Consider the following 23,175-nt stretch of genomic DNA (forward strand, 5'->3'; position numbering starts at 1 on the left):
CCATCGCTCGTTCCCACGCAGAGCGTGGGAACGAGCGAATCAGCCTGTGGTTCAGACAGCCGCACGGTTCGGATTGACCCGCACCACACCCGCCCGCGCCTCGATCTGCTCTTTCAGCTCATGCCGCATCCCCAGCATGAACGCCAGTTCGGCCACCACAAACAGCGGCCCGACAATCAACCCGCTCAAGTCATCCACAAACGCCGGTTTGCGCCCTTCATAGTGGTGCCCGACAAACTGGATCGCCCAGCCGATCACAAACATCGCCAGGCCTGCGCTCAGCCAGACCAGGGTGCTCTGCTGCGCCAATACATGCCCGGTCCAGACCGACAACCCCATCAGTACTGTCATCAACACACCGAGTTTCAGTTCCAGACGCAGGTAAAACCACGCCGAAGCGAGGGCGGCAATTACCGCCGGGGAAATCCACAATCCGCCCACCGACCATTCCGGCCGCGACAACAGCACGGCCACCGCCACCACAATCAGCGGAATCCCGATAAAGTGGCTGGCGATGTTGCGCGGGTCACGGTGGTAAGCGGCGTATTGACTCAAATGATCGACGAGGTTTTTCATTGTTGTTCCTCCTGTAGGGTGATCGAATCATGCCCCGGGTTCACGGTTCGCTCTGTCAGGCAGGCGACAATCTTTAGGAGAACGCATGGATAGGGTCTGGCGCGAGCGCCTGCTGACCGGGCAATGGTTCAGTCATCTACCTTTGTCTTTTCAGGATAGTCTGCTGGCGGCGGCCAAGGAGCGGCGGCTGGCGGCGGGGCAGCGGCTGTTCCAGCGCGGCGATGCGCCGTGCGGGCTGTACGCGGTGCTCGACGGCGCAGTGCGCATCGGCGCGGTCAGCGAGCAAGGCAAGGAGGCGTTGCTGAGTCTGGTGGAGGCGCCGCACTGGTTCGGCGAAATCTGCCTGTTCGACGGCCAGCCCCGCACCCATGATGCTTACGCGGTCGGCCCGTGTCTGTTACTGAATATCCCGCAAGCCACACTGCTGAAACTGCTCGACGAACACCCCGTTTACTGGCGACATCTGGCGTTGTTGATGAGCCACAAACTGCGCCTGACCTTCATTAATCTCGAACAGCTGAGCCTGCTGCCGGCCCCGGCGCGTCTGGCCCATCGCTTGCTGATGATCGCCGAAGGCTACGGCGAACTCGACCCGCCTCGCCGGGTGCTGCAACTGCCCCAGGAGCAACTGGCGTCGATGCTGTCGCTGTCGCGGCAGACCACCAACCAGATCCTCAAGGATCTGCAGGGGCAGGGGATTATCGGGTTGGCTTACGGGGAGATCGAGATCCTTGATGCCGTCCGATTGCGGGCTTTGGCTGTCGTATGAAACTCAACGCAACTGATCCCGAAACTGCCCCGGCGTCATTCCCGTCCAGCGCTTGAACGCGCGGCTGAAGCTGCTCGTATCGGCAAACCCCAGCAGATAACTGACCTCACTCAGCGAGCATTGCGGATCGCGCAGGTGCAGCAGCGCGAGGTTCTCGCGGCTTTCATTCAACAGTGTGTCGAAGCGACAACCCTCGTCGGCCAAATGCCGTTGCAGGCTGCGCAGGCTCAGGTGCAGGGCCTGGGCGATGCGTTCGGCGCTGGGTTCGCCTTCGGGCAATTGCTCTTCGATGGCGTCGCGTACCTTGCGCTCCCAGGTCAGCGGCTTGAGCTGGGCGAGGGTGCGTTTGAGCACGGCTTCGTTGTGTTCGGCCAGTTCCGGGTTGGCGTCGTCGAGGTGGCTGTCGAAGTCGGTGAGGGCGAATTCGATGCGGTCTTCTTCGGCGGAAAAATGCACCGGCGAGCGGAACACCTTGTGCCATTGATGCGCATCGGCAGGTTCCGGGCGACGCAGGTACACCGCCAGCGGCGCGTAGTCGCGGCCCAGGCGATTGCGGCACGTGCGCACGTAGATTGCGGCAAAGGCGTCGATGGCTTCGAAGGCCGGGGCCGGGTTGTCGGCCGGGATTTTAAGGCGAAACCGGTAGCGATCTTCGCTGCGGGTCAGCTCCAGCTCCAGCGCGTCGCTGACCACTTGGTGATAACGCACGATCCGCTCGAACACCTCCCGCAGGCTGCCGCTGGCCACCAACGCATAGCCCAACGCGTGAAATGTCGTGGGGCTGACGAACCGCGACACCCGCAAGCCGATTGCCGGATCACCGCTGACCTGCACCGCGATTTCCCACAGGCGAGTGGTTGCGGACAACGGGTAACGGGCGTTCGGGTCGTCCATCAGTTGTGGATCGAGCCCGGCCTGCTGGCACAGGGCAGTGCTGTCCAGCCCCAGCGCGTCGAGTTGCTTGCGCAGGGCACGGGTCCAGCTGGCGAGAGAAGTCGGTTCCTTCATGCTGATTGGCGCTTCCGGTCAACAGGTTGGCGTTCTCGGCTACCGCGTCCGGACCCTGCGCGGGGCAGGATGCGAACATCAATAACCAGAGGATGGAAGCATGGACCGTACTTCTGCAAGTCCCCAGCGACACAATGCTGCCCAGCGATCAGCGCATATTCGTGAAGTGGTGCTCGCCAAAGGCGTCGAGCTGCGCGAGCGCTACCCGATTCTCAACCATCAGGACGCCCTCGGTGCTGGGATTCTGGCCTTCGCTCTGGCCGGGATGATCGGTTCGGCGGCGCTCTATATCACTGGGCACATGGCGTGGTGGGCGTGTCTGTTGCTCAATGCGTTTTTCGCTTCGCTGACCCATGAGCTCGAACACGACCTGATCCACAGCATGTATTTCCGCAAGCAGCGCGTACCGCACAACCTGATGATGGGGCTGGTGTGGCTGGCGCGGCCGAGCACGATCAACCCGTGGATCCGCCGGCATCTGCACCTCAATCATCACAAGGTCTCCGGCACTGAAACCGACATGGAAGAACGGGCGATCACCAACGGCGAACCCTGGGGTTTTGCGCGGTTGCTGATGGTCGGCGACAACGTAATGTCGGCGTTCATCCGCATGCTGCGGGCCAGGACCTGGACGCACAAGTTCAGCATCATCAAGCGTTCGCTGAAGGTCTACGCGCCGCTGGCGCTGGTGCATTGGGGCGCTTGGTACGTATTTCTCGGCTTCCATGTGGCCAACGGCATCGCTTACTTGATGGGCTCGCCGATCGAGTGGTCAGCGACCACGTTGTCGGTGATGCAAGTGATCGACATAGCCGCTGTGGTCATCATCGGGCCGAACGTGCTGCGCACCTTTTGCCTGCACTTCATCAGCTCGAACATGCATTACTACGGCGACATCGAGCCAGGCAATGTGCTTCAGCAGTGCCAGGTGTTGAATCCATGGTGGTTGTGGCCGTTGCAGGCGTTCTGTTTCAACTTCGGCAGCAGTCACGGGATTCATCATTTTGTGGTGAAGGAGCCGTTCTACATTCGCCAGCTGACGGTGCCGGTGGCGCACAAGGTGATGCGGGAGATGGGGGTTCGGTTCAACGATTTCGGGACGTTTGGGCGGGCGAACCGGTTTGTTCGCAAGGAAACGGTAGTACGGAAAGAAGTGCAGACGGCTCAGGTTTGAAGGTATTCGAAGCTATCGCCGGCCAACCGGCGATAGCGTTGTATCCGTCATCGTCAATCCGGCTGAAACGGCGACTCACTCAAAATCACCCCGGTCTCCTCCACATACCGCTGCCAATGCTCGATCAGCGCTTCAAGCTTCTGCGGCTGGCTCGACGCCAGGTCGTGAATCTCCCCCGGATCACTCCCCAGATCGTAAAGCTGCCAGGTCGCCGGCCCCACTGGCCCGGGGATCCACACCGCCTTCCACTGCCCCTGTCGAATCGCCCGACGCCCGAATAATTCCCAGCCGGTGACGGTGTGTTCGTCATGCACCTGCGCTGTCTCGCCGGACAAGAACCCCAGCCATGATTTACCGCGCAACGGCGCCACCGGTTTGCCGTGCCACTGCTTGCCCGGATGCCGCACGCCGGCCAGATCGAGGATGGTCGGCGTGATGTCCATCACCGTGCCGAAACCATGGCTGATCTGCCCTTTCAGCGGCAGCTGCGGATAGTGCAACAGTGCCGGAACGCGAATCCCGCCCTCGGTGGTGAACGCCTTGAACAGGCGTGATGGTGCGGTCGCCACCTGCGCCCAGTTCGGCCCGTACCAGACGTAGGAATTGGCGCGGCCGATATTGTCGAGGCTGTTGTCGTAATGCTGGTTCAGATAGGTCAGCAATTCCGGGCCGAACTTGGGGAAGGCCTCCAGCAGCGCGCCTTCGGCACCGTTGTCGGACATGAACAGGATGAAGGTGTTGTCGAGCTGGCCCTGCTGGCGCAGGTAATCGACGACGCGACCGATGTTCCAGTCCATGCGCTCGACCATCGCCGCGTAGACCTCCATCGCCCGGGCGGAAATCCGTTTTTGTTCATCGCTCAGCGCTTCCCATTGCGCGGTCAGCTGGATCAGTGGATGCGGCTCGACATCGGGCTCGATCAATCCCAGCGACTTGAGTTTTTCCAGTCGCTCGAGGCGCAGCACTTCTGGCCCCGCGTCGTAGCGGCCACGGTATTTTTCGACGATATCGGCGGGCGCCTGCAACGGCCAGTGCGGCGCGGAAAACGGCAGGTACGCGAAGAACGGCCGGCTCTGGTCACGCTCCTTGAGGTACTGCAACAGCTTGTCGCCGAAGGCGTCGGAGGAATAGAAATCCTTCGGCAATTCGTCGATGAACGTGTCGTCCTCGATGTACAGCGCCGGGGTGGATTTCAGCAGGCCGGGCGTGTGCTCATCGTAGGTCGGTTCGAATCCGTAGTGGTTGGCCGCACCAGGCAGCAGCGAGAACGAACGCTCGAAACCACGGGCGTGGGGCGCCAGTTCGGCGGTCAGGCCCAGGTGCCATTTGCCGCTCATCAGGGTCTGATAACCCGCTTCGCGCAACAACTCCGGCAATGCGACGACACGGTCGTTGAGGTAACCCTCGTAGCCCGGTTTGCCGATCAGATCCGGGGTCAACGCTTCGGCCATGGTGCCGATGCCGGCGATGTGGTGATCGGTGCCGGTAAGCAGCATCGAGCGGGTCGGTGAGCAGGTCGGTGCGGTATGAAAGTCGGTCAGGCGCAGACCGTTGTTGGCCAGGGCATCGAGGTTCGGCGTGGCGATTTCGCCGCCAAAAGCACCGATGTCGGAGAAGCCGAGGTCATCGGCCAGAATCACCAGAAAGTTGGGACGTTGCGGCATCAACAGGCTCCTGTTCAGCAGGCAATGAACGACAACGGCAGATCACGGATCTGTACCGGTGCGCTCGGTTGGTAATGATCGTCACTGGTCAGTTCGTGCAGCAGCTCTTCGCGCAACTGATGGAAGTCAAAACTGCTGCGCTGGCGTGGATGGGGCAGGGTGATGCCCACCACCTGTTTGATCCGGCCCGGGCGTGGCTCCATCACCACTACGCGATCAGCGAGGAAAATCGCTTCCTCGACATCGTGGGTGACCAGAATCGTGGTGATTTTTGCCCGTTCACGAATCGCCAGCAGTTCGTCCTGCATCTGCTGGCGGGTCAGTGCGTCGAGGGCACCGAAGGGTTCGTCGAGCAGCAAGATCCGCGGGCTTGCCACCAGCCCGCGAGCGATCGCCACGCGCTGGGCCATGCCGCCGGAGAGTTGATGCGGATAGGCGCGAGTGAAATCGCGCAGCCCCACCAGCTCGATGAAGTCGTTGATGCGCTGCTGTTTTTCGGAGGCAGCCAGCGGCTCATTGACCAGGCCCAGACCGATGTTGTCGGCGACCGTCAGCCACGGGAACAAACGATGTTCCTGAAACACGATGCCGCGCTCGCCGCCGATGCCGTTGACGGCTTTGCCATCGACTGTGATCTGCCCGCGAAATTGCGTATCGAGGCCCACCAGCAAACGCAGCAGGGTTGATTTGCCACAGCCGCTGGAGCCGACGATGGCGACGAATTCGCCCTCGGCAATGTCGAGGTTGAATTCGCGAATCGCCTCCAGTTCGAAACCGTCGACGTCGAAGGACTTGCCTACATGGTTGAAGCTGACAATCGGTGCGTTCATGCGTGTCTCCAGCGGGTGGCGCGGATTTCCAGGCGTTGGCCAATGAGGTTGAGCAGGGCGCCGGTGAGGCCGACCAGCAGCATCCCGGCCATGATCAGATCCATGCGCAGCAGTTGTTGGGCGCCGATCATCTGGCTGCCAATGCCGCCGTTGGACGGCATGAAATATTCGGCGCCGATGGTGCCGAGCCAGGCGTAGATCAGGCTCAGGCGCAGGCCGGCGAAAATCCCCGGCGCGGCGCCCGGCAGCACCAGTCGCCGAAGGCGTTGAGCGAGGTTCAGGCGCAGCACCTGCGCGGCTTCGTTGAGTTGCGGCGAAAGATTGGCGACGCTGCGTTGAGTCGCGACAAACAACGGAAAGAAAGCGGCCAGGGCGACGAACACCCATTTCGCCAGTTCGCCGAGACCGAACCATGCGGTGAGCAGCGGCACCCAGGCGAAAATCGCAATCTGCCGCAGGGCGGCGAGGGTCGGGCCGAGCACGCGTTCGCTGGTGCGTGAAAGACCCAGCAGCAAGCCCAGCACGAGGCCGAGGCCGCCGCCAATCAACAAGCCGCCGAGTGTGCGGCCGAGGCTCAGGGCCATGCCCGAGATCAACGTGCCGTCGAGCAATCCGTTTTTCGTTGCCTCGAGCACCACCCACGGACTGACCAGAATGTTGGCGTCGATCCATTGCTGATCGACCGCCAGTTGCCACAGCGCGAACAGCGCCAGTGGCAGCAGCCACGGCTGCACGCGTTGCCAGCCTTCATAGCGTGGGCCGCGACGAATTTCTGCCGTGGCGGGATGCGGCCAGTGCACCAGTTTCCTGTCAAGCAGACCGATGCCGCGATCCATCGCCACACCGATCAGGCCGATCACCACGATGCACACGAAGACGATGTCGAGCATGAACAACTGACGCGCCCAGACCATCAGGTAACCGATGCCTTCGCTGGAGGCCAGCAGCTCGACGGCAAGTAATGAAGTCCAGCCAGCGGCGAGCGCCAGTCGCACGCCGGCCATGAATGCGGGGAGGGCGGCGGGCAGCACCAGTCGGCGAATCAGCAGGCGTGGCGGCAGGCGTAACACGGCGGCGGCTTCGCGTAGTTTCGGTTGCGCATCACGCACGCCGACCAGCGTGTGCAGGGTGACCGGCACCACGATGGCCTTGACCAGCACCACCAGTTTCAGCGTTTCGCCGATGCCGAAAAACACCATGAACAACGGAATCCACGCCAGCGTTGGCACTTGGGCCAGACCGGCGAAGGTCGGGAAGATGAGGCGTTCGAGGCGACGGCTGAAGCCCAACGCTGCGCCGAGTACCGCGCCGGCGGAAACGCCCGCCAGCAAGCCCCAGAACAACCGTTGCAGGCTGATCCACAGGTGGCTCCACAACTCGCCCTGGGACAGCTCGATCGCACTGTTCCACACCAGTGACGGCGCCGGCAGAATCTGTTCGCTCATCCACTGATTGCGCGCCGCCAGCCACCACAGGGCGAACAGTCCGAGCGGCAATAACCAGGGTAAGACGCGGTGGCTCAGGCTTGGCAAGGTGCGCCGGTTTTTCAACGGCGGTGCGGCCAGTGGCAGGCTGAGCAGGGATTCACGGGCCATGGGTGACCTCCGTTGTCGGGTTGGATCGTGTCAGCGGAATTAGCTGTAAAGTAATCGTTATAAGTAAATTGAAAATTAAGTATTTTGGAGATAAGCAGCGCCATTTAAGGCCTCCAGCCCTGCGCGCATCCAATGCATTCGAAGAATATTTTCGATGCTCTCTCTGCATACCGCTCTGCATGTCCCGACTTTGCTGGCTTAGCTTGAATAGCTATAAAAATGTTCTTTTTAAGTATTTAAGTGCTGATACGGATTGCGCCTACTTTCGGCTCCTCAATGCCCGCCGTGATCAGGAGCCGCACCCATGAACTTTCCTTTCAAACGTGTCATCAGTCTGTTTGCCGCGCCGGCCCTGGCGGGTCTGCTGGCGTTCTCTGCCCAGGCCGACGAGCTCAAGCAAATCAGGATTGCCGTGCCTGATCTGAGCGCGGGTACTCAACACAGCGGCGGGGGCATCGTGGACGTGCTGCGCGATCAGCAGATCTTCGAAAAGGCCTTCGCCGATCAGGGCATCAAGATTCAGTGGAGCTTCTTCAAGGGCGCCGGACCTGTGATCAACGAGGCGTTTGCCAACGGCCAGGTGGATCTGGCCTATCTCGGAGATCTGGCGGCCATCATCGGCAAGTCCAACGGACTGGATACGCGCCTGCTCAGCGCCAGCGCCCGGGGTGTGAAGCAATACCTCGGCGTGGTGCCGGGTTCGGGGATCAAGACGTTGCAGGATCTCAAGGGCAAGCGCGTGGCGATCTTCCGGGGCACCGCGACCCAGTTGTCGTTCGATGCGGCGCTGGCCAGCGTGGGCCTGAGCGAAAAGGACGTGAAAGTGATCAACCTCGATTTCAATGCAGCGGTTGCCGCGCTGGCGGCGAAGCAGATCGACGCGTCGTGGGGCAGCTCCGGGCTGACTGCATTGCAGGCCAAGGGACTGGCCGAGTTGCCGCTTAACACCAAAGACCTCGGTGGCGCCGGCAGCGTGCAGTCGGTGCTGGTGGGTACCGGCAAGTTTGTCGACGGCCATCCGGACGCCGTGGCGAAGCTGCTCAAGGCGCAGCAACAGGCAGTGGAGTGGCTGACTCAGGACAGCAACAAGGACGCTTACGTGCAGCTTGTGTCGGGGCTCGCAAGCTACCCGCCGGTGATCCTGAGCCAGGATCTGAAGGATCAGAATCTGAGCGAAGTATTCCCGTCGACACTGGACCCGCTGTTCCTCGAAAACCTGCAGGGTAAAGTGGATCTGGCGGCGCAGCAGAAGCTGATCCGCAAGCCGTTCAAGGTGAGCGAGTGGGTGGCGCCTGAGCTGGCGGCTGCGAAGCTCTGAGTCATGCGGTCATTCCCGCGCAGAGCGTGGGAATGACCCTCAAACCGCGACGCTGATTTCCTGCTTGTCCACCGCCACCAACGTCTCGATCATCGCTCGCGCTGCCGGTGAAAGCCGGAATCCCGTGCGGCTCACAATCCCGCACCGCGCATTCATGCTCTCCAGATTCTGCGGCAGGTTGCGCCAGTGCAGCAGCGCCAGCGAGCCCTGGGCGATGTCCTCGACAAACGCCTCTTCAGTGCCGACGCCAATCGCGTTGGATTGCAGCACCACTTTCACCAGCGCCGGAAAGTGCTCGGTCTCGATGGTCGGTGAAAAATCGATCCTGCCGCTGAGATTTGCCAGCAGTTTGCGAATCCCCGGCGGGATCAGCGTGGTCGCCAGCGGGTAGTCGAACATGTCGTTGGTCGACAGGCTTTCCTTGGCCAGCAACGGATGCCCCGGCCGGCAGAAAAATACCCCGCGCTTGGGTGTCAGCGGCTGGGTCTGGAAGTTCGGGTCGGACTCGAAATGACGGATGTCGGCGATGAAGAATTCGATCTCTTCGCGGCTCAGGGCACGGCTGAGTTTTTCCCAGTTATCCACCTGAAAGCAGGTACGCACTTTCGGGTGCGCATTGATGAATTGCGCCACCGCGTCCGGCACCAGTTTCACCGCCGGCGCCGGGCCGCAACCAAAGTGCAGTTCGCCGGCATCGAGCTTGGTCATCTGCGTCACTTCGGCGCTGAGCAATGCGGCGCCCTGCACCAGGGTCAGGGCGTGCTGCAGCACCACCTGGCCTTCGGGTGTCGGGCGCAGATCCTTGTTGCCGCGGTCCACCAGCACGCAGCCGAACTCCTGCTCCAGCCCTTGAATGCTGCGGCTGAACGCCGGTTGAGTGATGCCCATGGCGTCGGCCGCGCGGACAAAACTGCGGTGTTCATTGAGGGCGATGAAGTAGCGCAACTGGCGAAGATCCATATGCTTTTCCGGCATCCTAAAAATAGCTCGAAGGCATTTGCGACGAGGGTTGCTTGAGGTTTTAAATGCAAGCTCTTATTCCGTCAATGAAGCATGTGAATATCTATTAGATGTAAATGGAATATAGATAGAGCGTTGTTTCGCTGCCGTCCAACCGCAAGCAGTCGATGAGGGTCTACCCATGAGCAATGCCGCACTCGCTGTAAAACCCGCTGTCCACGCGCTGGACATTCATCCGGTGGCCGGCCGTATCGGCGCCGAAATCCGTGGCGTGCACCTGTCCGGTGAGCTGGATGCCGCGACGGTTGAAGCCATTCAACAGGCACTGGTGCAGTACAAGGTCGTGTTCTTCCGCGAGCAGACTCAGCTCGACGATCAGCGACAGGAAGCCTTTGCACATCTGCTTGGCGAGCCGGTGGCGCACCCAACCGTGCCGTCCCGCGAGGGCACCCGCTACCTGCTGGAACTGGACGGCGCCGAAGGCCAGCGCGCCAACTCCTGGCACACCGACGTGACCTTCGTCGATGCCTACCCGAAAGCCTCGATCCTGCGCTCGGTGGTGGCCCCGGCATTCGGTGGCGACACGCTGTGGGCGAATACTGCGACGGCGTACAACGAACTGCCGACCGAATTGCGCGAGCTGGCGGACAAACTGGTGGCCGTGCACAGCAACGAATACGACTACGCCGGGGCGAAGCCGGATGTCTCGGCAGAGAAGCTCGAGCGCTATCGCAAGATCTTCACCTCGACCGTGTATGAAACCGAACACCCGGTGGTGCGTGTACACCCGATCAGCGGCGAAAAGAGCTTGTTGTTGGGACATTTCGTCAAACGCATCAAGGGTTATTCCCAGGCCGATTCTGCATATCTGTTCGGGCTGTTGCAGAGCCATGTGATTCGTCAGGAAAACACCGTGCGCTGGCGCTGGAAAGCGGGTGATGTGGCGATTTGGGATAACCGTTCGACGCAGCATTATGCGATTGATGATTACGGAACCCAGGATCGGGTGGTGCGTCGGGTAACGCTCAAGGGTGAAGTGCCGGTCGGGGCTTCGGGGCAGCGTAGTCTGACTATCAAAGGCGCTGAGATCGTCGGCGTCTGATCTACCCCTTCACGGGCAAGCCGGCCATCCGGCTTGCCCGCAGTACTTTCACCAGACGCCGATCTGAACGAGCTTTTCGGTCTCCGGCTCTCCATAACGAAACCGCTGCCCCCGTAAATCAATCTCCTGATGACTGATGGTCGTGCGCCGCTTCAACCCGCGTACCCACTCGAACAAATACCCCGCATGCTCCTCGCGCACCGCCGCATACGCCGGATCCGCGCCCAGATCCTGCAGCTCCTGCGGATCATTCAACAGATCGAAAAGCTGCGGCCGGAAGCCGTCGTACGCCAGGTATTTCCAGCGTTCGCTGCGCACCATGGTCATGCGGCAACGGTCGATCGGCTGGCCCAGTCGCTCCCGCGCCGGGGCCTGGAAGGCGTAGTCGTACTCGCTGATCGCGTAGCGGCGCCAGTCCGGGTTTTCACCATGCAGCAGCGGAATCAACGAGCGACCTTCCAGTCGATGCTCGGCGCCCGTCACTCCCAGCGATTCGAGAAAGGTCGGCACGCCGTCGATGGTTTCCGCCAGTCGATCCTCCACAGTGCCCCGCGTGACATCCGCCGCAGCACGCGGGTCGCGCACGATCAATGGCACGCCCACCGCTTGCTCCAGCAAAAACTCCTTCTCGCCCAGCCAGTGATCGCCCAGGAAGTCGCCGTGATCGCTGGTGAACACGATCAGCGTGTCCTCCCAGCGTCCGTTGCTCTGCAGGAAATCGAACAGCCGCCCCAGCTGATCATCGACCTGTTTGACCAGGCCCATGTACGTCGGGATCACCTTCAGTCGTACCGGATCTTTGGAGAAATTCAGGCTTTCCTCATGCTGGCGAAAGGCCTGATAGACGGGGTGGTCGCTTGGAGAGGCATTACGTACCGGTTCGAGAATCGATTTCGTACTGTACAATGTGTGGTACGGAGCCGGTACGATGTAGGGCCAGTGGGGTTTGATATAGGACAGGTGTAAAAACCACGGTTTTTCACCTTGCTCACCGATGAAGTCGATGGCTCGATTTGTAGTGTAGACAGTCTCTGAATGTTGCTCGGGAATTCGCGCCGGCAAATGGGCGTTGCGCATTTTCCAGCCGCTGAGGATCTCGCCATTGTCGCCTTCGGCCGCGTTGGCCCAGTCGTGCCAGGGGTTACGCCCTTCGAAACCTTGCTCGCGCAGGTAATGGGTGTACGGCGCGGATTCGCGTTTGTCATCGAATAACGGGTCGTCGGGGAAGATGCCGTCGTGGCGAAAGTAGGGCTCGAAGCCGACTTCATTCAGCACTTCGGCCTGGGCGCTTTCAGGGTTGATCGCCAGCCGCTGCAAGGCATCCACGTTGGCCGTGGCGTGGGTCTTGCCGACCAGCGCAGTACGAATGCCGTGGGGGCGCAGGTAATCGCCGATGGTCAGCTCTTCCAGCGGCAGCGGCACGGCGTTCCATGCCACCTGATGGCTGCTGACATAACGCCCGGTGTAGGCCGACATCCGCGACGGCCCGCAAATCGTGCCCTGGGTGTATGCGCGGCTGAAGCGCACGCCGGCGGAGGCCAGGCGATCGATGTTCGGGGTGTGCAGATGCGGGTGGCCGTAGCAGGACAGGTAATCGCGGCGCAGCTGATCGCACATGATGTACAGCACGTTGCGCACGGGGTTTTGCGGGTTGGACATGGGGTTCACCGGTCAGAAAGACAGGTGAGGTTTTTCGCTTTCGGCGAGGGTGTTCGGCAAGTGCATTCGGGGAATGCTTGCCATGCATGAAACGCATGGGCTCAGATGGCCAGGTTCGCCAGTGAACACACCTCTTCTTCCACCGCATCGATCGCTTTGATCTGCTCGATCATCGCCTCGGCCAACGGCGACAGCCGATACCCGGCGCGGCTGACAATTCCGTAACGGGTGTAAAGCTCCTCCAGATCATCCGGCAACCCTTCGACCTTCAAACACACCAATTCGCCACGAGCCTGATGCAGCGCATCCGAATAGGCGCCGACGATGCCGATTGCATCGGAGCGCAGCACCACACCGAGCAGGCTGGCGCTGTTTTCACATTCCACATTCGGGACGAAATCCGGGCGGCCACTGAGGTCGACGATGACCTTGCGCAGGTTCGGCGGACGAATGCTCACGGCCAGTGGATAACTCATCAATTGCTCGGCCGAAACCCGATCAAAAGCGGCCAGCGGATGCCCGGCGCGGCAACAGAAATGCCATTTGCGCGGCCGCAATCGGTGGGTCAAGTAATCCGGATCCGCCTCAAAATGCCGGGTGTCGGCGACGAAGAATTCAAACTCTTCGCTTAGCAGCCGCTTGCTCAGGCTCTGCCAGTCATCGACCTGGTAATGCACCCGCGCTTTCGGGTAGCGGCCGATGAAGCTGCCGATCGCTCTCGGGATCAATCCTGCCGCTGGCGCCGGGCCACAACCGAAGCGCAATTCCCCCGCCTCCAGCCCGTTGAACTGACTGATCTCGTTGGCCATTTGCTGTGCACCACTGACCAGTCGCCGAGCATGTTCAAGCAGCACCTGACCCTGTTTGGTCGGCGGTAACTCCTTGCGCCCACGATCCACCAACTGGCAACCGACGCTGTGTTCCAGCGCCTGAATGCTTCGGCTGAACGCCGACTGCGACAGGTTCACCGCCTGCGCGCCCGCAACGAAGCTGCGTTGTTCGGCGAGGGCGATGAAGTGTCTGAGCTGGCGCAAGTCGATATGCATTTTTCACATAAAAAATATCCGGGAAATGCATTGGATATGCATTAGGTCGACTCCTTATAAAGGCAATCTCTTATGCAGTAAATCTTTGTAAAAACATAAATAAATAACTCAAAAGAATATGCGGCACGGAAGATGTCTGCGTGTTTTTTGACCAGGAGCAGCCCCATGAGTCCGTTGAACCTCGCTTCACCGCCGCCGCCACGACGGCTCAAACGTCTGCCCCTGGCCCTGTTGCTGGCGGGGAGTGCCAGTTGGAATCAGGGTTACGCCGATGATGCCCAAACCCCTGTCTCGGCACCCGCAGGCAAAACCGCGACCGCGACTTCGCAACTGGAAACCGTGACCGTCACCACCCGCCGTCGCGAAGAAAGTTCTCAGGATGTGCCGACGCCGATGAGCGTGGTCAGCGGCCAGACTCTGGAAACGCAACGGGTCTATCGCATCCAGGATCTGCAGCAACTGGTGCCCAGCGTCAACGTCGCCTACATGCATGCGCGCCAGTCCAGCGTTTCGATTCGCGGCCTGGGCAACAACCCGGCCAGCGACGGCCTGGAAGGCAGTGTCGGCCTGTACATCGACAACGTTTATCTGGGCCGTCCGGGGATGGCGGTTTTCGACCTGATGGACATCGAACAGCTTGAAGTCCTGCGGGGGCCGCAGGGGACGCTGTTCGGCAAGAACACCACCGCCGGGGTGATCAACATCAGTACTCGCGCACCGAGTTTCACCCCGGAGCGCAGCATCGAAACCTCGGTCGGCGAGGACGGTTACTTCCAGACCAAGGGCACGCTGTCCGGGCCGCTCAACGATGAGCTGGCGGGACGCATTTCCGCCTATCGCACCCGTAGCGACGGCGACATCAAGAACGAATTCAACGGCCATGATCTGAACGGTGGTTCCCGCGACGGTTTCCGGGCGCAGTTGCTGTTCAAGCCCAACGAAAACTTCAATCTGCGCTGGATCGGTGATTACAACGAAGAGGATTCCAGTGCCGGCACCCGCGTGTTGTACAACACCGGGCCGACCATCAATGGCGTCAACCTCTATCAGTCCCGGGCCAATGCTGCCGGCGCGACGCTGGTCAACGGCTCGCACCGCAAGGTCAATCTGGACAACGACCAGCACGTCACGGTGCATCAGGGCGGCACGTCGGTGGAGGCCAATTGGTCGTTGCCGAGCGACTTCACCCTGACCTCGATCAGCTCCTATCGCTACTGGAATTTCACCCCGGCCAACGACGATGGCCTCAACGTCGCAGCGACCTATAACGCCGGCGTGTCGGTGGAGGACAAGCAGTACTCGCAGGAATTTCGCCTCGCATCGCCCAAGGGCGAGTTCTTTGATTACGTGCTAGGCGCGTACTACTTCGGTTCGGATCTGGACAACAAATCCTTCGCTTATTACGGCCCCCAGGCCGACATCTGGAATGGCACGCCACGGGGGGCATTGGCCAACGTTGGCAGCGTCGGTCGCGGCCACATCCAGACCGACAGTTTTGCGCTGTTCGCCCAAGGCACCTGGCACCTGACTCCGCGTCTGGATTTCACTGCCGGGGTGCGAGGCACCTATGAAGAGAAGAACGCCTGGGTCAATCGTGATGCGCCGGTGGGTGGCGCAGCGGTGACCGGCGCCGCTGCCACTGCGCGACGCGGCCGGACCGGCGCCTACGATTCCGGCGATCTGAATCAGTACAGCTCCAGCCCGTCCGGCTTGCTCAACCTCAGCTATCGCATCACCGATGATCTGCTCGGCTACGCCACGTTGTCCCACGGCGAGAAATCCGGCGGGATTAACCTCGTGGTCGGCTCGGCTCCGACCGCTGGCGCCGACTCGCTGTTGATCGGCACCGAACGCGCCAACAACGCCGAACTCGGCTTCAAGAGCACCCTGTGGGACCGCCGCCTGCAGCTCAACGCCAACCTGTTCTGGACCCAGGTCAACGCTTACCAGACCAACGCCTACGACGACGTCAACCGCGTGCAATATCTGACCAACGCCGGTTCTGTGCGCTCGCGTGGTGTGGAGTTCGAAAGCACCGTGATTCCGCTGCGTGGCCTGACGCTGAACTTCAACGGCTCGTTCAACGACGTTAGTTACCTCTCGTACAAGGATGCGCCGTGCCCGCCGGAAGTCAGTCTCGCACCGCGTGCCCCGGCCTCTTGCGACCTCACTGGTCACCAAGTGGTGGGGGCCTCGAAATGGATCGGCAACGCCAACGGCAAATACGAATGGAATCTGGCCAACGGGCTGCAACCTTACGTCACCGGCAGCTACGCATTCCGCTCCAAAGCGGTGGGCACGGTCGAGGATTCCGACTACGGCCAGATCCCGAGCTACGCGGTGGTCAATCTCTCCACCGGCCTGCGCGGCGATTTCAATCAGGGTCAGTGGGACGTCTCGCTGTGGCTGAAAAACGCCTTCGACAAAACCTACTACACGACCCTGTGGACTGGCGGCAACGGCGGCTATGAAGGCTTGCTCGGTACGCCGCGCACCCTCGGCGTCACCGGTCGCTACGACTTCTGATCGATCCCTCAAGGAGCTGCATCATGTTGCGCATCAAAACCGCATTACCGGTGTTGTTGTCCGGCGCAGTGCTCAGTGCCGGGGCGCTCGCCGCGCCCAGTGTTTACCCCACCGGAGTCACCCGTTACGACCCGGCCAAGGCCTTCAATCAATATGTGATCTTCAGCGGTGCCGACAAGCAGACACACCTGATCGACATGAACGGCAACGAGGTCAAGAACTGGTCTCAAGCCGGATTCCCGTCGGCAATCATCGACCCGAAACTGGTCGGTGGCGAGCGTGGCCATGTGTTGCTGCAACTGAGCGACAAGGATCCCGGCAAGTTGGGCTCTGCCGGCAACGGCCTCGGTAATCAGAGCGTCGGCGAGCTGGACTGGAATGGCAAAGTCGTCTGGCAGTGGGGCGATCAGGCACCCGGCGGCGCCGCGCAACAGCATCACGACCTACGTCGTCTGAGCAACGGCAACACCGTGGTGCTGGCGAACAAGGTGCACAAGGTCAAAGGCTTCAAAGTACCCGAGGTGATCGACGATGCGATCTACGAAGTCAGCCCCACGGGCGAGGTGAAATGGCAGTGGCTGGCGTCGGATCACTTGAACAAGTTCGGCTTCACCGCCGAGCAATTGAAGCTGGTGCGTGCCAGTGAAAATCCGGATTACCTGCACATCAACAACCTCAGCCTGGTCGGGCCGAACAAGTGGTTCGATGCTGGCGACAAACGCTTCAATCCGGACAACCTGCTGCTCGATTCTCGCAACGCCAACTTCATTGCAATCATCGACAAGCACAGCGGCAAAGTGGTGTGGCGCCTGGGGCCGAACCTACCGCTGGCCAACCCGAAAACCGCGCAGCAGATTCCGCGTCCGGTGGACCAGTTCGTCGGTCAGCATGATGCGCACATCATCCCGGCTGGGCTGCCCGGTGCGGGCAATCTGCTGGTGTTCGACAATCAGGGTTCGGCGGGTTATCCGAACGTTACGCTGGGGCTGATTTCCGGCTCGCGGGTGCTGGAAATCGACCCGGTGAAAAACGAAATCGTCTGGCAGTACAGCGCCGCCAATTCGAAGCAGCCGGAGTGGGCGTTCTACAGCTCGTTCATCAGCAGCGCGCGGCGCTTGCCCAACGGCAACACGTTGATCGACGAGGGTATGAACGGACGGTTTTTCCAGGTAACGGCCAGCGGCGAGAACGTCTGGGAATACGTCAGTCCCTATCTGGGCAAGGCACCGGGCAGCGACGCGATCAGCAACTGGGTCTACCGGGCTCTGCCTGTGAGTTATGACTGGGTGCCAGCAGGGACGCCGCGTTCGGAGACGGCAGTGATTGCGCCGGCCATAGGTGTGCAACAGACCCATGCCAGTCGTTAGTTATTAGGGCTCTTCCGAATCGAAATAAGTTATGAGCGACATGAATAGTGCATATAGCAATATCGTTGAAAAGTCGCGTGGACAATAAATGAATGTCCAACCATCCTGAGTGTCGTGAGTTTCCAGGAGGAAACTTGCTCTCATCGGAAGACACTTATCCAACGATAAAGGAAATCTCGTTATGTCGAGCATTAATGGCAACTATGTAAACGCTAACGCTGGCGCCAAACTGACGATTACCGATGGCAACGACTCCAACGGCACCTTCAGCGGAAAGTTCAGCCAGAACGGCGTGAACTACGACATCGCGTACGGTCATTACCACTTCCAGAACAGCACCGGGCAGCCTACGATCATTACTTTCGCGGCTCTGAATGACGGCACTGGCTATCAGTCCTGGACCCTGTTCTCGCCGGATCACAACTACTCGAAAGTTCGCGCGGTGGGTTCGCGCACAAACTTTGACGGTGATGTAGTCGGTCTGGCCGGAGAGTTTGTGAAGCAATAAGAAATTCTGCAAGTCGAAGGCCGATGCATTAAAAATGCATCGGCCTTTTTATTTGTCTCTTGAAAAGATTCGTCAACTATCACCTTGGAATTAGTTGTCACTGAATCCCGGGTCATCGATAACCCGATGCCTTGGATGAATACTTTTTATGCCGGGAAAGCATGCCGATTCTGGCGCAACGCTGGAAGCCTTGAGGGCCGTGGCTTTGGTGGAAATGACCGCTTTATATATTCCATAAACGTCTATTCATAACATGAAAGATTACTTTCGGAGATAAGCCTTAAGACCCAATGATTGACCCATCGATCACGCCGTGGGGGATTCAACAAGCGGCGAATCGGCTACGCGAAAAAACGCAAAGAGACCGCAGGGAGTAAATCAATGGGCAATGTCCAGACCGCCGCCAGTGCACAGGAGGTGCTGTGGCGCCAGGCGCCGAGCGGCGAGTTGGTCGATCTCGGCCGGCCCCATCGTGTGCCGTTGGGGCAGCTGCGCTTGCAGCGTGCACCCAAGGGCATTCTGAGCCGCCGCGAAACGATTCTGCTCGGCGTTCTGGCGCTGGTGGTGCATGGCGCGGTGATCTACTGGATCAACCAGCATCCGACGCCGGCACTGCCGATCGTGCCGCCGGAAATTCCACCGATGACCATCGAATTTTCGCGCCCGGCACCCCCGGCGCCGCCTGTGGTTGTACCGCCGCCACCGGCACCTGTGGTCGAGCCACCACCGCCGGTGGAAGACGAACTGGCAACCAAGCCGCCACCAAAACCGAAGCCGGTTCCCAAGCCGAAACCGGTCGCCAAACCGGTACCGAAGCCGGCGTCCAAAGCCATTGAGCAGCCACCGGCTCCGCCACAACCGGCCGCTCCGGTCGCCGCGCCTGCGCCACCTGCACCGCCGGCGCCTGCTCCGGTGATACCGGCCTCGGCCAATGCCGCGTACCTGAAGAACCCGGCGCCGGAATATCCGTCACTGGCCCAGCGTCGCGGTTGGGAAGGCACGGTGTTGCTGCGGGTGCACGTGCTGGCCAGCGGCAAACCGGGCGAGATCCAGATTCAGAAAAGCAGTGGCCGGCAACAGCTCGACGACGCGGCGCTGGACGCCGTGAAGCGCTGGAGCTTCGTGCCGGCCAAGCAGGGTGATGTCGCCCAGGACGGCTGGGTCAGCGTGCCCATCGATTTCAAGATTCACTAAACCGAAACCAAATTCGCGCGAAATGTTTACACGAGGGAACACATCATGACGTTACTGGCATCTCCACTGGAATCCATCGAAAGCGCGGTGATCTGGCTGCTGGTGGTCTTCTCTGTCGTCACCTGGGGCCTGGCATTGCTCAAGGCTGTGCAGTTCGGCCGGTTGAAGGCGCAGGATCGCAAATTTCACAAGCGCTTCTGGGCGGCGTCGAGTCTGGACTCCGCCGCCGAGTTGAGCGAAACCCAACCCGGCGCGGCAGCGCGGGTGGCACAGGCCGGTTATGCGGCGATTCAAGTGGGCGAAGCGCCGCAGGCCAATGACCTGAGCCAGGCGATCAACCATCAGGACCGCCTCGAACGTGCCTTGCGCCAGCAGATCGTCCGCGAGCGGCGTTCGCTGGAAACCGGTCTGGCGGTGGTCGCGAGTATTGGCAGCACCTCGCCGTTCATTGGCCTGTTCGGCACGGTGTGGGGAATCATGGAAGCGTTGAAAGGCATCAGCGCGGCGGGCTCGGCGAGCCTGGAAACGGTGGCCGGCCCGATCGGTGCAGCGCTGGTCGCCACCGGTGTGGGGATTGCGGTCGCGGTGCCGGCGGTGCTGGTTTACAACTACTTTTTGCGTCGTCTGAAACTGACGGCGGCGGACCTGGACGACTTTGCCCACGACTTCTACAGCCTGGCGCAAAAGAGTTCGTTCCGCGTGCTGATCCACCCGACCGCACACAAGGCTGCGGCCCAGGGCAACGCGACAAAAGTGAAGGAGGCGTCCTGATATGGCCTTCTCCACGCAAGACAGCGACGAGGTGCTGAGCGAGATCAACGTGACGCCGCTGGTGGATGTGATGCTGGTGCTGCTGGTGGTGTTCATCGTCACCGCGCCACTGCTGACCAACGCGATACCGATCAACCTGCCGAAGACCGAAGCGGTGGCGCCGGTCGAGCAGAAAGACCCGTTGGTGGTGAGCATCGACGGTGCAGGAAAACTGTTTATCAACAAGGACGAAATCCAGCCGGATCTGTTGGAGTTCAACCTCAAGTCGGCCAAGGCCAAGGACCCGGAAGTGCGCGTGCAGTTGCAGGCGGACGACGGGGTGAATTACGGCGAAGTGGCGCGAGCCATGGCTTCGATTGAGCGGGCGGGCATCACCAAACTGTCGGTGATCACTGCACGATAAGGGTTTCACGTTTTTCCGGGGCCGTCTCCTTGGCAGGGTGCGGCCCCTTTTTTGTCTGAAACTAGATATTCTTTTCAGGTCTTAATAAATAGCTTCTTATTCCTTAACGAATATAAATCCCGTCCCTATACTCGATCAGGAACAGACACGACGCAGGAGAGCTCCCCCATGCGCAATGAATCAATCCGCTATCTGATTGTGCCGGGCTGGCAAGGATCGCCAGAAGATCATTGGCAAAGCCATTGGCAGAATAGCCTGCCCAACAGCGCGCGGGTGGAGCAGGCCGACTGGCTGACGCCGCGTCGTGAAGACTGGGTCGCGGCGCTGGCCGAGGCGATTGCCGCCGACAGCTCGCCGGTGATTCTCATCGCTCACAGCCTGGGCTGCATCACCGTGGCGCACTGGGCGGCCACCGCACCGTTGCAGCACCTGCGTCAGGTACGCGGTGCGCTGCTGGTCGCGCCGGCGGATGTGGAGCGTCCGGCCTGTGTGCCGGCGCTGCGCAACTTTGCACCGATTCCGACCGACCTGCTGCCGTTCCCGAGCCAGGTCGTCAGTTCCGACAATGACGCTGCCGTCAGCGCGCCGCGCGCGCTGGAACTGGCGCGCAACTGGGGCGCCGAGGCAGGGATTCTCGCGGGCGCCGGCCACATCAATGTGAAGTCCGGGCATCAACGCTGGGAGCAGGGATTCGCGTATCTGTATCGCCTGCAAAACCGCATGGAACACCACGCCCGGCGTCGTGCCTGACCAATTTTGTTTTTTCAACGCCCCCGTCTCCCGGCGATTTGGGGCGGGAGTCTGCCATGAGTTTCGAAACCTTCGGCCAGCCGTTGCTGACCTTTCCCGATGCGGAAAAAAGTCCCCTGAGCATTCGCGCCAAGGCGCTGGTGTTCGTTGATCCACGCTCGCGCCAGTTGCGTGAAGAAATGGCCCAGCTCGCACCGCGCTCGACGTCGGTGCTGATTCGCGGCGAGACCGGCACCGGCAAGGAACTGCTTGCCCGCCATATCCACCGCGCCAGTGATCGCAGCGGATTGTTCGTCTCGGTCAACTGCGGGGCGATCAGCCCGACTTACGCCGATGCCGAATTGTTTGGCTACGCCGCCGGCAGCTACAGCGGCTCGGCCAGCAGCCGCGCCGGCTGGTTCGGTTCGGCCAACGGCGGCACCTTGTACCTGGACGAGATCGGTGACCTGCCGCTGCCGATCCAGATCAAGTTGCTCGCCGCGCTGGAAAACCACGAAGTCACCCGCGTCGGTGCCCATCAACCGAGCCCTGTGGATGTGCGGCTGGTGGCGGCGACCAGTATCGATCTGGGGCAGGCGGTGGCGGCGGGGAAATTTCACGAACGGCTCTATCACTATCTCGGCGAGGGACACCTGGAGCTGCCAGCATTGCGCGAGCGGGTGGGCGACATTCTGTCGTTGGCCGAGTACTTCCTCGGCATTTACAGCCAGCGCCTGGATCTTCCTGTGCCGCTGATCAGCGAAGCGGCGCAGCAGGTTCTGGAACAACACAGCTGGCCGGGCAATACCCGGGAGCTGGAAAACGTCATTCATTTTGCGCTGCTGGTGAGCACCGGCGACGAAATCCTGCCGGAGCACCTGAACCTGCACGAGGTGTCTGGACCGCTGGTTCAGATCGAACGTCAGGTGGCGAGCCTCAGCCTCAACGGCACTGCCGATGAACGTAAGGCATTGAAAGAATTGCTGTTGAACCTGAGCGAAGCGTTGTAACCATTTTGTTCAATATGAACAAAATGGAATATGAAGCTGAATAAACGTTATTGTCCGGGAATAAAAAATCCCGGTATTGTCCGCTTCACGTCAGCAGTAGCACATCGCTGGCACTCGTATTAACGCCGTCGTCGATGACGACCGATTTTCGATAAGGACACTGCATGAAAAAGGTTCTGTTGTTTTCCGCATTGGCGGCTGCTCTGACTGCTTCCCTGGCCCAGGCCGGCGAGAAACTGGTAGTCGCGGCCACCCCTGTACCGCACGCCGAGATCCTCGAACTGATCAAGCCGACCCTCGCCAAAGAAGGCGTGGATCTGGAAGTCAAAGTCTTCACCGATTACGTGCAGCCGAACGTGCAGGTTGGCGAGAAGCGGCTGGACGCCAACTACTTCCAGACCAAGCCTTACCTGGACAGCTTCAACGCCGGTAAATACAAGGATGACAAGGCCAAGTACCTGGTGACCGTGCAGGGTGTTCACGTTGAACCGTTCGGTGGCTACTCCAGCAAGTACAAGACCCTGGCCGAACTGCCTGATGGCGCAACCATCGCTATCCCTAACGAAGGCAGCAACAGCGGCCGCGCACTGATCCTGCTGCAGAAGGCTGGTCTGATCGAACTGAAAGATCCGAAAAACGCTCTGGCCACGCCGAAAGACATCGCCAAGAACCCGCACAACTTCAAGTTCAAGGAACTGGAGTCGGCCTTGCTGCCGCGTGTTCTGAAAGAAGTCGACCTGGACATGATCAACACCAACTACGCGCTGGAAGCCAAGCTGAATCCGACCAAGGACGCTCTGGTGATCGAAGGCGCGGATTCGCCTTATGTGAACTTCCTGGTGGCCCGTGAGGACAACAAGAACAGCGACGCCATCAAGAAACTGGCCGCTGCCTTGACCAGCCCGGAAGTCAAAGCGTTCATCGAGAAGAAGTACAACGGCGCGGTACTGCCGGCGTTCTGACCTG

The 23,175-nt window shown here is 60.5% G+C and carries 21 protein-coding genes; 13 read left to right on the forward strand and 8 right to left on the reverse strand.

What is annotated here, in order from left to right:
- Positions 1–51: 51 nt before the first annotated feature.
- Positions 52–576: a DUF962 domain-containing protein gene (locus NH234_RS01955; RefSeq protein WP_367255521.1), complete on the reverse strand. Its 525-nt coding sequence runs from the start codon at positions 574–576 to the stop codon at positions 52–54.
- Positions 577–661: 85 nt separating this feature from the next.
- On the opposite strand from NH234_RS01955, the gene NH234_RS01960 reads away from it, so the two are divergent.
- Positions 662–1,345 (forward strand): Crp/Fnr family transcriptional regulator, encoded by a 684-nt coding sequence (locus NH234_RS01960; protein WP_367255523.1) that lies wholly within the window; start codon positions 662–664, stop codon positions 1,343–1,345.
- Between the two features lie 3 nt (positions 1,346–1,348).
- On the opposite strand, the gene NH234_RS01965 is transcribed toward NH234_RS01960, so the two are convergent.
- The gene (locus NH234_RS01965; RefSeq protein ID WP_085733379.1) at positions 1,349–2,353 is read right to left on the reverse strand and encodes an AraC family transcriptional regulator; all 1,005 of its coding nucleotides are present in this window, start codon (positions 2,351–2,353) and stop codon (positions 1,349–1,351) included.
- A gap of 100 nt (positions 2,354–2,453) precedes the next feature.
- On the opposite strand from NH234_RS01965, the gene NH234_RS01970 reads away from it, so the two are divergent.
- Positions 2,454–3,527, forward strand: a complete 1,074-nt coding sequence (locus NH234_RS01970) for a fatty acid desaturase (protein ID WP_367255524.1) — start codon at positions 2,454–2,456, stop codon at positions 3,525–3,527.
- A gap of 53 nt (positions 3,528–3,580) precedes the next feature.
- On the opposite strand, the gene NH234_RS01975 is transcribed toward NH234_RS01970, so the two are convergent.
- From NH234_RS01975 to NH234_RS01985, 3 genes are read right to left on the reverse strand one after another with little or no spacing between them, the layout of a single operon-like run.
- On the reverse strand, positions 3,581–5,191 hold the full coding sequence (locus NH234_RS01975) for an arylsulfatase (RefSeq protein WP_367255525.1): 1,611 nt from the start codon (positions 5,189–5,191) through the stop codon (positions 3,581–3,583).
- 14 nt (positions 5,192–5,205) lie between these two features.
- On the reverse strand, positions 5,206–6,021 hold the full coding sequence (locus NH234_RS01980) for an ABC transporter ATP-binding protein (protein ID WP_085702770.1): 816 nt from the start codon (positions 6,019–6,021) through the stop codon (positions 5,206–5,208).
- On the reverse strand, positions 6,018–7,616 hold the full coding sequence (locus NH234_RS01985; protein ID WP_367255526.1) for an ABC transporter permease: 1,599 nt from the start codon (positions 7,614–7,616) through the stop codon (positions 6,018–6,020). Before NH234_RS01985 ends, NH234_RS01980 begins: the two co-directional genes overlap by 4 nt.
- Positions 7,617–7,920: 304 nt before the next feature.
- On the opposite strand from NH234_RS01985, the gene NH234_RS01990 reads away from it, so the two are divergent.
- Positions 7,921–8,934 (forward strand): ABC transporter substrate-binding protein, encoded by a 1,014-nt coding sequence (locus NH234_RS01990; protein WP_367255528.1) that lies wholly within the window; start codon positions 7,921–7,923, stop codon positions 8,932–8,934.
- A gap of 39 nt (positions 8,935–8,973) precedes the next feature.
- Here NH234_RS01990 and NH234_RS01995 read toward each other — a convergent pair whose 3' ends face one another.
- Entirely contained in the window at positions 8,974–9,894 is a 921-nt protein-coding gene (locus tag NH234_RS01995) for a LysR family transcriptional regulator (protein ID WP_039764497.1), read from the reverse strand.
- Between the two features lie 181 nt (positions 9,895–10,075).
- Here NH234_RS01995 and NH234_RS02000 point away from each other — a divergent pair, with 181 nt between their 5' ends.
- Positions 10,076–10,996, forward strand: a complete 921-nt coding sequence (locus NH234_RS02000; RefSeq protein WP_367255529.1) for a TauD/TfdA dioxygenase family protein — start codon at positions 10,076–10,078, stop codon at positions 10,994–10,996.
- Positions 10,997–11,044: 48 nt separating this feature from the next.
- Here the strand turns inward: NH234_RS02000 and NH234_RS02005 are convergent, their stop codons facing one another.
- Together NH234_RS02005 and NH234_RS02010 are read right to left on the reverse strand one after the other, a co-directional pair.
- Entirely contained in the window at positions 11,045–12,655 is a 1,611-nt protein-coding gene (locus NH234_RS02005) for an alkaline phosphatase family protein (protein WP_367255530.1), read from the reverse strand.
- A gap of 101 nt (positions 12,656–12,756) precedes the next feature.
- Entirely contained in the window at positions 12,757–13,701 is a 945-nt protein-coding gene (locus tag NH234_RS02010) for a LysR family transcriptional regulator (RefSeq protein WP_085733371.1), read from the reverse strand.
- A gap of 165 nt (positions 13,702–13,866) precedes the next feature.
- Between NH234_RS02010 and NH234_RS02015 the strand changes: the two genes are divergently transcribed.
- The 9 genes from NH234_RS02015 (at position 13,867) to NH234_RS02055 (ending at position 23,171) form a co-directional block, all read left to right on the forward strand.
- Positions 13,867–16,227, forward strand: coding sequence for a TonB-dependent receptor (locus NH234_RS02015; RefSeq protein ID WP_367255531.1), 2,361 nt, complete (start codon positions 13,867–13,869; stop codon positions 16,225–16,227).
- A 23-nt stretch (positions 16,228–16,250) separates the two neighbouring features.
- Complete coding sequence (locus NH234_RS02020) at positions 16,251–17,594, forward strand: aryl-sulfate sulfotransferase (RefSeq protein ID WP_367255532.1); 1,344 nt, start codon at positions 16,251–16,253, stop codon at positions 17,592–17,594.
- A gap of 181 nt (positions 17,595–17,775) precedes the next feature.
- Positions 17,776–18,102 carry a hypothetical protein gene (locus tag NH234_RS02025; protein WP_007952780.1) on the forward strand — a complete coding sequence of 109 codons (327 nt, stop codon included), beginning with the start codon at positions 17,776–17,778 and terminating at the stop codon, positions 18,100–18,102.
- Positions 18,103–18,483: 381 nt separating this feature from the next.
- A complete protein-coding gene (locus tag NH234_RS02030; protein ID WP_367255533.1) occupies positions 18,484–19,296 on the forward strand; it encodes an energy transducer TonB in 813 nt (270 codons plus the stop codon).
- Between the two features lie 45 nt (positions 19,297–19,341).
- Positions 19,342–20,067, forward strand: coding sequence for a MotA/TolQ/ExbB proton channel family protein (locus tag NH234_RS02035; RefSeq protein WP_085733367.1), 726 nt, complete (start codon positions 19,342–19,344; stop codon positions 20,065–20,067).
- 1 nt (position 20,068) lies between these two features.
- A complete protein-coding gene (locus NH234_RS02040) occupies positions 20,069–20,470 on the forward strand; it encodes a biopolymer transporter ExbD (protein ID WP_003220570.1) in 402 nt (133 codons plus the stop codon).
- A gap of 168 nt (positions 20,471–20,638) precedes the next feature.
- Positions 20,639–21,220, forward strand: a complete 582-nt coding sequence (locus tag NH234_RS02045) for an alpha/beta hydrolase (RefSeq protein ID WP_085733366.1) — start codon at positions 20,639–20,641, stop codon at positions 21,218–21,220.
- Between the two features lie 56 nt (positions 21,221–21,276).
- On the forward strand, positions 21,277–22,209 hold the full coding sequence (locus NH234_RS02050) for a sigma 54-interacting transcriptional regulator (protein ID WP_085733365.1): 933 nt from the start codon (positions 21,277–21,279) through the stop codon (positions 22,207–22,209).
- Between the two features lie 164 nt (positions 22,210–22,373).
- On the forward strand, positions 22,374–23,171 hold the full coding sequence (locus NH234_RS02055; protein ID WP_085733364.1) for a MetQ/NlpA family ABC transporter substrate-binding protein: 798 nt from the start codon (positions 22,374–22,376) through the stop codon (positions 23,169–23,171).
- Positions 23,172–23,175: the final 4 nt, after the last annotated feature.

It is taken from the genome of Pseudomonas sp. stari2, assembly GCF_040760005.1.
Classification (GTDB): Bacteria; Pseudomonadota; Gammaproteobacteria; order Pseudomonadales; family Pseudomonadaceae; genus Aquipseudomonas.